Annotated in this window: 9 protein-coding genes, 1 pseudogene and 1 riboswitch; of the genes and pseudogenes, 5 read left to right on the top strand and 5 right to left on the bottom strand. The window is 60.2% G+C overall.

Going from position 1 to position 10,636, the window contains the following annotated elements; all coding sequences use genetic code 11:
* Positions 1 to 58 precede the first annotated feature (58 nt).
* Positions 59 to 985 (top strand): transglutaminase domain-containing protein, encoded by a 927-nt coding sequence (locus tag ACB028_RS16330; protein ID WP_342013895.1) that lies wholly within the window; start codon positions 59 to 61, stop codon positions 983 to 985.
* A 64-nt stretch (positions 986 to 1,049) separates the two neighbouring features.
* Here ACB028_RS16330 and ACB028_RS16335 read toward each other — a convergent pair whose 3' ends face one another.
* On the bottom strand, positions 1,050 to 1,340 hold the full coding sequence (locus ACB028_RS16335; RefSeq protein ID WP_224211040.1) for a PilZ domain-containing protein: 291 nt from the start codon (positions 1,338 to 1,340) through the stop codon (positions 1,050 to 1,052).
* 91 nt (positions 1,341 to 1,431) lie between these two features.
* A riboswitch (TPP riboswitch) is annotated at positions 1,432 to 1,522 on the top strand.
* Positions 1,523 to 1,621: 99 nt separating this feature from the next.
* Between ACB028_RS16335 and thiB the strand changes: the two genes are divergently transcribed.
* From thiB to ACB028_RS16355, 4 genes and pseudogenes are all read left to right on the top strand, one after another.
* A complete protein-coding gene (gene thiB, locus ACB028_RS16340; protein ID WP_371144743.1) occupies positions 1,622 to 2,602 on the top strand; it encodes a thiamine ABC transporter substrate binding subunit in 981 nt (326 codons plus the stop codon).
* Positions 2,599 to 4,221, top strand: a complete 1,623-nt coding sequence (gene thiP, locus ACB028_RS16345) for a thiamine/thiamine pyrophosphate ABC transporter permease (protein WP_371144749.1) — start codon at positions 2,599 to 2,601, stop codon at positions 4,219 to 4,221. The genes thiB and thiP overlap by 4 nt, the downstream gene beginning before the upstream one ends.
* A gap of 81 nt (positions 4,222 to 4,302) precedes the next feature.
* Positions 4,303 to 5,010, top strand: a complete 708-nt coding sequence (thiQ, locus tag ACB028_RS16350; protein ID WP_371144744.1) for a thiamine ABC transporter ATP-binding protein — start codon at positions 4,303 to 4,305, stop codon at positions 5,008 to 5,010.
* Between the two features lie 45 nt (positions 5,011 to 5,055).
* Positions 5,056 to 5,175, top strand: a pseudogene (locus ACB028_RS16355) (thiamine ABC transporter ATP-binding protein); the annotation flags it as partial.
* Between the two features lie 69 nt (positions 5,176 to 5,244).
* Here the strand turns inward: ACB028_RS16355 and ACB028_RS16360 are convergent.
* The 4 genes from ACB028_RS16360 to ACB028_RS16375 form a co-directional block, all read right to left on the bottom strand.
* Positions 5,245 to 6,615 (bottom strand): PhoH family protein, encoded by a 1,371-nt coding sequence (locus ACB028_RS16360; RefSeq protein ID WP_026455906.1) that lies wholly within the window; start codon positions 6,613 to 6,615, stop codon positions 5,245 to 5,247.
* 206 nt (positions 6,616 to 6,821) lie between these two features.
* Positions 6,822 to 7,505 (bottom strand): NrdJb, encoded by a 684-nt coding sequence (locus ACB028_RS16365; protein WP_026455905.1) that lies wholly within the window; start codon positions 7,503 to 7,505, stop codon positions 6,822 to 6,824.
* A gap of 10 nt (positions 7,506 to 7,515) precedes the next feature.
* Positions 7,516 to 9,663: an adenosylcobalamin-dependent ribonucleoside-diphosphate reductase gene (locus ACB028_RS16370; protein ID WP_371144745.1), complete on the bottom strand. Its 2,148-nt coding sequence runs from the start codon at positions 9,661 to 9,663 to the stop codon at positions 7,516 to 7,518.
* A gap of 210 nt (positions 9,664 to 9,873) precedes the next feature.
* Positions 9,874 to 10,323 (bottom strand): pullulanase, encoded by a 450-nt coding sequence (locus tag ACB028_RS16375; protein WP_371144746.1) that lies wholly within the window; start codon positions 10,321 to 10,323, stop codon positions 9,874 to 9,876.
* Positions 10,324 to 10,636: the final 313 nt, after the last annotated feature.

Here is a 10,636-nt window from a genome sequence, read left to right on the forward strand (position 1 = left end):
CCCCGTTTTATTGTCCGGTCATGGGTGCCAGGGAGTGCGCACCTGCAAAGGAGTCTCGATGAAAGCCATGCCAGTTCCGCTGCTCGCCGCCCTGCTGTTTGCGCTGCCGGCCAGCGCCGAACAAACCTATTTCAATGTCAGTGGTGGCCAGAACAATGTCGGCTGGCAAGACAGCAAGGGAGAACGTCAGCAGCTCACCTACCGGCTGGAAGCGGGCAAGCTGCCTCCCCTCATCGCTTACCGCCCGGCACGAATGCAGGAAGAGGTGCTGCAGGGATTGCTGCGCCAGGTACGCCAGCAATACCCGGAGGTACAATTTACCCTGGCCCGCCCCTCACTCGAGCTGCACATGAAGAGCCGCAATCCGGACAAGGCCGGCGAGGCGATGGCCTGGCTGGAAGCCGAGCGCAACAAGGCCGAAGAGGCCTGGCTGCACAAGCACTACTTTCAATACTTCACCCCGCCCGATGGACAGCTGGCCGTCAAACAGGATCATGTGCGCATCGCGCTGGAGAGCCGTGGCGAGCTGGCCCCCCTGGCCGCCCAGCTCAAGCAGGAGGGTGCCACCGAAGTGGAGGCGCGCCAGAAAACGGCGGCCCATATGCTCACCTTCATCCAGAGCATTCCCTATCTGCAGCTGGACAATCTGGGGGGACGGCTGGGCAAGGGCTTTCTCACCCCACGCCAGGTGCTGATGCAAAATCGCGGCGACTGCGACAGCAAGGTGACCCTGATGGCAGCCATGCTGGCCCAGCTCTTTCCCGAGCTCAAACAGGCCATGGTCTTCGTGCCGGGTCATGCGCTGCTGGCCGTCGACCTGCCCGCCCAACCAGGGGATGAGACCATCAGCTGGCAGGGGCAGAATTATCTGCTGCTGGAACCCACGGGGCCGGCGGAGCTCCCTCCCGGCCAGATAGCCCCCACCAGCAAGACGCTGATCGACAGCGGGCAACTGAGCGTCCAGCCGGTGCAGGCAACCCCCTGACAGAGGACAAAATGAAATCGACCGGCGGGTTGCCGGTCGATTCATGGGTCATATCAACAAGGGCTCAGCCGAGGGGGTGAAACTCGACGGCCAGCAGCAGCCCCTCTTCCTCTTCCAGTACCCGTATGATGCGGGCCTGGGCTTCGAAGGGGGGCAATAGGTTGTTGTTGGTGGCAAGGCTCACCCGGATGGGCTGATTTACATCCAGCCGGTGTTCGGCAATGGCGATCCCCATGCCGTTGGCACTGAGGTCCCGGCAGATCCCCTCCAGCACCTGTTGTTGCTGAAAGATGGTAACGGGAGCATTGATGATCATGCGCTGGAAGGCGCGTCTTTCCTTGGTATTGGTTATCACGCGAGCATCCTCTGTTGTACTGGCGCCATCTCGACGGCCTGCAGAAACATAGTGCTGGCCTCCCCCCAAGAACGTTAATACAATGCGGTTCGTTTCTCAAACGGGGTGCGGCTTGCCGCTGAGATTATACCCGTATACCTGATCCAGATAATGCTGGCGGAGGAATTTGAGGCATGGCTCCCGTTGCGGGCGCCCTCATCCGCTGGTACTTCACAACCCCAGATGTGCCATCGCCAAACACCATACCGATGGCACCTCGTGACTCACAGGGAGTGCCCTCGATGAAAACCCTGCTGCTGGTTGCCACCAGCCTGCTCTCGGCCAGCGCCTTCGCGGCCGATACCCTCACCGTTTACACCTACAGCTCCTTCGCCGCCGAATGGGGGCCTGGTCCCAAGATCAAGCAGGCCTTCGAGAAGGAGTGCGGCTGCAACCTCAATCTGGTGGCGCTGGAAGATGGCGTCGCCATCCTCAACCGGCTGCGACTGGAAGGCAAACACAGCAAGGCCGATCTGGTGCTGGGGCTGGATGATGCCCTGCTGAGTGAAGCCAAGCAGAGCGACCTGTTCGCCCCCCACACCATCAAGCTGGATAGTCTGAAGGTGCCGGGCGGCTGGCAGGATGACACCTTCGTGCCCTATGACTACGGCTACTTCGCCTTCGTCTACGACAAGGAGAAGCTCAAGCAACCGCCTAAAAGCCTGAAAGAGCTGGTAGCGCGCCCCGATATCAAGGTGATCTACCAGGATCCGCGCACTTCCACCCCGGGTCAGGGGTTAATGCTGTGGATGAAGAGCGTCTATGGCGACCAGGCTCCTGCCGCCTGGGCCGAGCTTGCCAAGAAGACGGTCACTGTCACCAAGGGGTGGTCAGAGGCCTATGGCATGTTCCTCGATGGCGAGGCGGACATGGTGCTCTCCTACACCACCTCCCCGGCCTATCACCTCATCGCCGAGAGCAAGCCCCAGTATCAGGCAGCCGCGTTCGAAGAGGGGCACTATCGCCAAGTGGAAGTGGCGGCCAAACTCAAGAGCACGGCGCAGGACAAGCTGGCCAACCAGTTCCTGCAATTCATGGTGAGCCCCGCCTTCCAGCAGGAGATCCCCACCGGCAACTGGATGTATCCGGTGACAGACATGCCGTTGCCCAAAGGATTCGAGCAGATGATCACTGTCAGCAAGCCGCTGGCCTTCACTGCCGATGAGGTCGCCACCCATCGCAAGGAGTGGATCCGCGAGTGGTTGCAAGCCGTCACCCAGTGAGCCGTCTCTTCGTGCAACCAGGGGGCCGCCCTCTCTGGTGGCTGCCAGGCAGTGCAGCCACCCTTCTGATCCTGCTGTTGTCCCTGGGGCCGCTCGCGGCCCTGTTGTGGCAGGCTGGGGGGCTCGCCCCTCGCACCCTGCTGGCCGATCCCTACCTGCGCCACGTACTGGGTTTCAGCCTGGGGCAGGCGCTGCTCTCCACCATGCTGAGCCTCGGGCTCGCCATCCCGGTCGCCCGCGCCATGGCCCGGCGCCGTTTTACCGGTCGCCGCCTGCTGCTCAAGCTGTTTGGCCTCTCCCTGGTGCTGCCTGTCATCATCGCCATCTTCGGCATCGTCGCGGTGCACGGCAAGCAGGGCTGGCTACCACAGTTGCTGCGCTCCCTCGGGCTGGATCCCGGCAACTACCTCTACGGTCTGTTCGGCATCCTGCTGGCCCACGTCTTCTTCAACATGCCGCTGGCGGCGCGCCTCATCCTGCAGAGCATAGAGAGCATCCCAGAATCCTCCTGGCGCCTCGCCAGTCAGCTCGGTATGCGATCGTTCCACATCTTCAGACTGCTGGAGTGGCCGCTGATCCGGGCCCAGCTACCGGGTCTGGCGAGCCTCATCTTCATGCTCTGCTTCACCAGCTTCACGACCGTACTGGCCCTCGGTGGCGGCCCCAAGTCCACCACCCTGGAGGTGGCCGTCTATCAGGCTCTGCGCTTTGATTTCGATCTCGCCACCGCCGGCGGACTGGCGCTGGTGCAGTTGTTGCTGACCGCCGCCCTGCTCCTGCTGCAGCACAAGCTGCAAACCACACCGGCCAACCGCCTGAGCTCACGCCGCCCCTGCTTGCGCCCGGACCGCCACCAGCCTGGCACGCTCGCGGTCGATACTCTGGCACTGCTCAGCGGGCTCGTCATCTTCCTGCCGCCACTGCTGGCCATCGTCGTGGCCGGTTTTCACCCCGGCCTGCTGACGGTGTTGAGCTCGAACCGGCTATGGCAGGCCAGTGGCCAGTCGATCCTGATCGCGCTCGCGGCAGGTACCCTGGCCACCCTGCTCGGGGCCGCCCTGCAGCTCACCAGTCGTCACCTCAAGGTACGTGAACACAAGCGCCGGGCCGCCGCCCTGTGGGAAGCCAGCGGCTCCATGATCCTGATGATCCCGGCCGTGGTGCTCTCCACCGGCCTGTTCATCATGTTCATGCCCTTCACCGACGTGTTTGCTCTCGGTCCCTGGCTGGTGGTGCTGGTCAACGCCCTGATGGCACTGCCCTATGTGCTACGCACTCTCTCCGCTCCCATGCAGCTGGTGGTACGCCAGTATGACCGGCTGGCCGACAGCCTGGGGGTACACGGCCTGCATCGCCTGCGTCTGGTGGAGTGGCCCCTGCTGCGCCGCCCGCTGGCCCAGGCGGCGGCGCTCTCCATGATCCTCTCGCTGGGGGATCTTGGCGCCATCGCCATGTTTGGTAGCCAGGAGCTCACCACCCTGCCCTGGCTGCTCTACCAGCAACTCGGCAGCTATCGCCTGACCGAGGCGGCCGCCACTGCCCTGCTGCTGCTGATGCTCTGTTTTTCCCTGTTCTGGCTGGTCGAGCGGGGACTTGGAGGAAAACATGTCGAGCATTGAGCGACAAAGGAGCTTGCTCTCCTGCGTTACCGTTTCTGGGGCTGTTCTGGCTGGTCGAACTGACCCCTTGAGGAAGAAAGAATGCTGAACATTGATACCCTCGTCACCAGCTACCCTGATTGGCGCGTGAGCTTCACGGCAACGCTGCCGAAGGGGGAGATCACCGCGCTGATTGGCCCGAGCGGCGCGGGCAAGTCGACCCTGCTCGGGATGATCGCCGGTTTCGTGTCGGTGGAGTCTGGCGCTCTCAGCTTCGACGGCCAGGATCTGCTGCCGCTGGGGCCGGCCGAACGACCGGTCACCACCCTATTTCAGGATCACAACCTGTTCCTGCACCTCTCGGTGTTCGACAACATCGCCATCGGCCTGCACCCAGGCCTGAGACTGGCCCCTGCCCAGCGGGAACAGGTGAGAGATGCCGCTGCACGAGTGGGCCTTGGCGAGATGCTGACACGTCTGCCGGAGCAGCTCTCCGGTGGGCAGCAACAACGTGTGGGGCTTGCCCGTGCCTTGGTGCGGGGCAAGCCTCTGCTGCTGCTGGATGAGCCCTTCTCGGCGCTCGATCCCGCCCTGCGCCGGGAGATGCTGGCCGAAGTCGCCCGCCTTGCCTGCGAACAGGGCATCACAGTGTTGATGGTTTCCCACAATCCGGAAGATGCCCAGCTTATCGCCGATCAGGTGCTCTTTATCGACGAGGGACGCATCGCCCTGCAAGGCACACCGGCCATCCTGCAGCAGAGCGGTCACCCCGGGCTGCTGCGCTACCTTGGCTGTACTCCCGCACCATAAAGGAACAATTAACAGCGATGGTTTCCCCCTCATTGCCCTGAAGAGGCTCAGCTTATCGCCGATCAGGTGCTCTTTATCGACGAGGGACGCATCGCTTTGCAAGGCACACCGGCCATCCTGCAACAGAGCGATCATCCCGGGCTGCTGCGCTATCTGGGGCAATAAACCAGCGATGAGATTAAAAAGGGGAAGCCGGCTGGCTTCCCCTTTTGCATGGGCAGAGATCGCCTGCAATCAGAGGTTTTCCTCGGCAAAGGAGGCGAGCTTGCTGCGCATTACCCCATTCAGGAAGATGTTGGCACTGCCATCGAAGTCCTTGAATCGCTCGACTATGTAAGTCAGACCCGAGGTCACCGGGCTCAGGTAGTTGGAGTCGATCTGCGCCAGGTTGCCGGAGCAGACGATCTTGGTCCCCTCGCCGCAGCGGGTGATGATGGTCTTGATCTGGGAGGCAGTCAGGTTCTGGCACTCATCCAGCAGCACGAAAGTGTTCTGGATGCTGCGCCCGCGCATGAAGTTGACCGATTTGAACTGGATGTTGGCCTTCTCCATGATGTAGCTCAGCGACCCGCTCATGTTCTCGTCCTGCTTGTGCAGCACCTCCAGGGTATCCGTGATGGCTGCCAGCCAGGGCATCATCTTCTCTTCTTCAGTGCCGGGCAGGAAGCCGATGCTCTCGGCGATTTCGGGGGTGTTACGGGTGACGATCACCTTGTCGTAGATCCCCTTCTCGATCACCAGCTCCAGGGCCGCCGCCATGGCCAGCAGGGTCTTGCCGCAGCCGGCCGGGCCGGTCAGGATCACCAGATCGATGTGGGGATCGAGCAGGGCGTCCAGCGCCATGCCTTGATAGACGTTCTTGGGATGTACGCCCCAGGCTTTGCGCGACAGCAGGCGCTCACGCCCCAGATCCTTGAGGCGGATCTTGTGGCCATCGTGGCTCAGCACCCGGGCCGCGAAGAAGTTCTCTTCATCGATCAGGTACTGGTTGACGTGGACGCCGTCCAGCAGCTTGTCATCAATGACGTGAATGGTGTCGCGGCCGTGGGTCTCGCTCTCGCACTCCCCCACCCGCTCCCAGAAACTGCCTGGCACTACCTGAAAGCCCTTGGCCAGCAGCCGGATGTCGTCGATCAGCTGGTCGCTGCGATAATCCTCCACATGCGCCAGCCCGGCCCCCTTGGCCTTGAGGCGCATGTTGATATCCTTGGTCACCAGCACCACCTGGCGCTTCATCTCATGCTTTTGCAGATAGAGGGCGGCGTTGATGATGCGGTTGTCCGCCTCCTTGTCAGTGAACACCTCGGCATCCTGGGGCAGATGGTGATCGCTGAAGATGCAGATATGGCCACTGGCCTCACCGGCCAGAGGAACGCCCTGGGTGATCTCGTCGGTCGAGGCATCGCGAAACACATCCTCAAGTGCCCGGATAGCCACCCGGGCGTCACGGCTGACATCCTTGTGGCGATCCTTGATGTTGTCGAGCTCCTCCAGCACCGTCATGGGGATCAGTACGTCGTGCTCTTTGAAGGAGTAGATGGCGAGGGGTTCGTGAAGCAGAACGTTGGTATCCAGGATAAACAGCTTTCGGTCAGCATTGTCCATAAGCATCCTCCTTGGCACTGAAGGTGCCACGTGTGTGAATCTCAGATGTCATTGAAACCACACGGCCGTGACAGTTTTATTACTTTCAACGCTACGCCCGATTTTACCATCGCGCAACAAATCGCTTGTTCACCCCGATCGTTTGCGCATAAAAGCAGCAAAAAAAAGACCGGCACTGTGGCCGGTCGCTTTGCTGGTTCATCTACTTAACCGCACTTGGAATCGCCGCAGTTGAGGCAAGTCATGCAGCCATCCTTCAGTACCAGCGCCTTGGTGTGGCACTTGTAGCAGAGCGCGGCATTGGCCGGGAAGCCATTGCCGGCCGACTGCGCTTCCTCGTTCTGCTCAGCCTGGAGTTCCGCCTGCTTCTCGGCCAGAAACGCCTGCTGGTGTTCATCCAGCCCGGGGGCCTTGAGCATGCCAATCTCGGTGAGGTGGGTCTCGATCACGTTGCCAATTTCGGCGATGAGGGAGGGAACATACTTGCCCTTGTTCCAGTAACCTCCCTTGGGATCGAACACGGAGCGCAGCTCCTCCACCAGGAAAGTAACATCCCCGCCCTTGCGAAACACCGCCGAGATGATGCGGGTCAGCGCCACGATCCACTGGTAGTGTTCCAGGCTCTTGGAGTTGATGAAGATCTCGAACGGACGGCGGGTCTCATGAACAGTGCCTTCGTTGAGGATAATGTCGTTGATGGTGATGAACAGCGAGTGCTCGGAGACATGTTCCGGCGTCTTCAGCTTGTAGGTAGTGCCCATCAGCCGCTCCGGGCGCAGCACGGTCTCGTGCATGTGTACCACGTCGTCCTGCGGGGCCAGATCTTCTTGTGGCTCATCCCGGGTGTGCACCTTGTAGGCGACGATTTTCTTGTCGATCTTCTTGACCATGATGTCGTTCTCAGAATTTACCGTAATAGCCTTCTTTCAAGGCGTCATAGAGGTTGGCAGCGGTGTGCAGCTCGCCGTCGTATTCGATCTCTTCATTGCCCCTGGCGGTGATAACGGAGCCATCTTCCAGAGTGAACTCGTATTGAGTGTTCTCCAGATCCTTCTCCTTCACCAGCACGCCCTGGAAGGCCTCCGGGTTGAAGCGGAAGGTGGTGCAGCCCTTGAGGCCGGAGTCCGAGGCATACATGTAGATGTCCTTGAACTGCTCGAACGGAAAATCGGTCGGCACATTGGCGGTTTTGGAGATAGATGAGTCGATCCAGCGCTGGGCTGCGGCCTGAATATCCACATGCTGGGCCGGCGTGATGTCATCGGCGGTGATGAAGTAGTCCGGCAGCCGGCTCGCCTCAGCCTCGGCATGGGGCATAGCAGCCGGATTCACCAGCTCACGGTAGGCCAGCAGCTCGAAGGAGTAGACATCCACGCTCTCCTTGCTCTTCTTGCCCGGCTTGATGACGTTGCGGCAATAGTGATGGGCAAAGCTCGGCTCGATGCCATTGCTGGCGTTGTTGGCCAGCGACAGCGAGATGGTACCGGTCGGCGCAATGCTGCTGTGGTGAGTAAAGCGGCCACCCACTTCGGCCAGTTCGGCAACGAGCGCGGGATCCACCTCGGCCACCTGTTGCATGTAACGGCTGTAGCGCGCGTGCAGCACCTTGCCCTTCACCTTGTCACCCAGCTTGATGCCATCGGCAGCCATCTCGGGGCGCAGTCGCAGCATCTTGCCGGTCACCTCGAACTCCTGCTCCATGATGGGAGCCGGGCCCTTCTCCTTTGCCAGCCGCAGAGACTCCTGCCAGCCAGTCATGGCCAACTCCTGGGAAACCTGCTCGGTAAAGGCGACAGAGGCGGCAGAGCCATACTTGATCTGCAGCATGGTGAGGGTCGAGCCCAGGCCAAGGAAGCCCATGCCGTGACGACGCTTGTTTACGAGCTCCTCGCGCTGCTTGGCCAGCGGCAGCTGGTTGATCTCCACCACGTTGTCGAGCATGCGGGTGAAGATGGTCACCACCTTGCGAAACGCGGGCCAGTCGAAGGCGGCCTGTTCGGTGAAGGGATCGCGCACGAAGCGGGTCAGGTTGACCGAACCCAGCAGGCAGGCGCCATAAGGTGGTAGAGGCTGCTCGCCACAAGGGTTGGTAGCGCGGATCTCTTCGCAGAACCAGTTGTTGTTCATCTGATTGACCTTGTCGATCAGGATGAAACCGGGCTCCGCATAGTCGTAGGTGGAGGTCATAATGACATTCCACAGCTTACGGGCAGGCAGGGTCTTGTAGACCTTGCAGGCGACCTGCCCCAGCTCGTTGAAAACCCCCCCTTCCTTGTTGGGCCAGTCGGCCCAGACCACCTGCTCCGGGTCGTCGAGCGCTATGCCATCCAGCTCCACCTCTTTGGCGGTGTAGGGGAAGATAAGCGACCAGGGAGCATCCTCCTTCACCGCCTTGACGAAGTCTTCGGTGATGAGCAGGGAGAGGTTGAACTGGCGTAGGCGGCCATCTTCCCGCTTGGCCTGGATGAACTCGATCACATCGGGATGACGGATATCCATGGTGCCCATCTGGGCGCCACGACGACCACCGGCAGACGACACGGTGAAACACATCTTGTCATAGATATCCATGAAAGAGAGCGGACCCGAGGTGTAGGCACCGGCGCCGGAGACAAAAGCACCGCGCGGACGCAGGGTCGAGAAGTCATAGCCAATGCCGCAGCCGGCCTTCAGGGTCAGGCCTGCCTCATGGACCTTGCCGAGGATATCGTCCATCGAATCTTCGATGGTGCCGGAGACGGTGCAGTTGATGGTCGAGGTTGCCGGCTTGTGCTCGAAGGCCCCCGCGTTGGAGGTGATGCGGCCAGCCGGAATGGCACCATTGCGCAGCGCCCACAAGAAGGGCTCATACCAGGCCGCCGGATCCTGCTCCTGCTCGGCCAAAGCTCGGGCCACCCGCTGGTAGGTGTCATCAATGCTGCCATCGACGGGCGCACCATCCTTGCTCTTGAGGCGATACTTGCTATCCCAGATTTCGAGAGAGGTCTCTTGCAAAGGGATAAGGCGAGAGCCGGTTTCGCTCGCCAGTACCGGTTCGGATTTAGCCATATTCAATCAACCTTATATGAATGCACCTAGGTCACCGTGCGGCAGAAAACACAACCAATAGTGACATTAAATAAAAATGACACAATATATAGTACACCTGCCGCCATGAGGGCGCTGATTCTATCCTAAAAAAACGCCCCGGCCAGCAGATTTCTGGACCGGGGCATTTAACTGGTTCATTTCCTGAAAGATTTAACGTTCAGACTGAACTCAGGGCTGTTTGACATATACGGTCGGCGTCTCGCCGGCCATATTCAGATAGAACTCGTAGACCCCATCCACCTCGGGTGAAAACTTCATGTCTTCGTACTTGGAGCAGGGATTGACCGGCACCGCCTCACCACCCAGCACCGCAATGCCGTCACTCGGGCTCTTGTAGCCGAAGTTGGTGCCGCAGCTCCAGCTTGAGTCAGCAAATTTGAACTTATAGGGGGCCCACTCTTTCTTGAGCGTGCCCTTGGCCATGTAGAGCTTGTCGGCCACCTTGACCACCTTGCTCTCATCGGTTGCCATCCAGTCGTTCATCTCCCCGCGCAGATAGATGGACTTGCCACCGAAATCGCCGTTGTCGGCCGACGAGTCTGCACCACCATCGGATGCACAACCGCCCAATACCAGGGTTCCCGCCGCCAGTATTATCGTTACTGTTCTTTTGAACATGTGTCCATTCCGCAAATTATTGTGATTCCTTGGTCCATCGTGGTGGACTGATGAATTAAACCAGAGCGGGGATCACAAGAAAGGTGGAGGCATCACATTCTGTGCTTTTTATATCCAGCCAAGACATGCCGTGAATAGATATCGAACGAATGAGGCGGGCATCAGAAACCCTGAATTTCAGGCAATAAAAAACCCCGCTCGATGAGCGGGGTTTTCATGTTGGGTGCCTGGCAGTGTCCTACTCTCGCATGGCGAATGCCACACTACCATCGGCGCTACCGCGTTTCACTTCTGAGTTCGGCATGGGTTCAGG

The organism is Aeromonas sp. S9(2024) (assembly GCF_041403185.1).
Taxonomy (GTDB): domain Bacteria; phylum Pseudomonadota; class Gammaproteobacteria; order Enterobacterales; family Aeromonadaceae; genus Aeromonas; species Aeromonas enteropelogenes.

What these genes read in the sequence shown, in the direction of transcription:
- thiB (WP_371144743.1), top strand. Translation starts at nt 1,622, where the DNA reads ATGAAAACCCTGCTGCTGGTTGCCACCAGCCTGCTCTCGGCCAGCGCC.
- ACB028_RS16370 (WP_371144745.1), bottom strand. Translation starts at nt 9,663, where the DNA reads ATGGCTAAATCCGAACCGGTACTGGCGAGCGAAACCGGCTCTCGCCTT.
- ACB028_RS16365 (WP_026455905.1), bottom strand. Translation starts at nt 7,505, where the DNA reads ATGGTCAAGAAGATCGACAAGAAAATCGTCGCCTACAAGGTGCACACC.
- thiQ (WP_371144744.1), top strand. Translation starts at nt 4,303, where the DNA reads ATGCTGAACATTGATACCCTCGTCACCAGCTACCCTGATTGGCGCGTG.
- ACB028_RS16360 (WP_026455906.1), bottom strand. Translation starts at nt 6,615, where the DNA reads ATGGACAATGCTGACCGAAAGCTGTTTATCCTGGATACCAACGTTCTG.
- ACB028_RS16330 (WP_342013895.1), top strand. Translation starts at nt 59, where the DNA reads ATGAAAGCCATGCCAGTTCCGCTGCTCGCCGCCCTGCTGTTTGCGCTG.
- ACB028_RS16375 (WP_371144746.1), bottom strand. Translation starts at nt 10,323, where the DNA reads ATGTTCAAAAGAACAGTAACGATAATACTGGCGGCGGGAACCCTGGTA.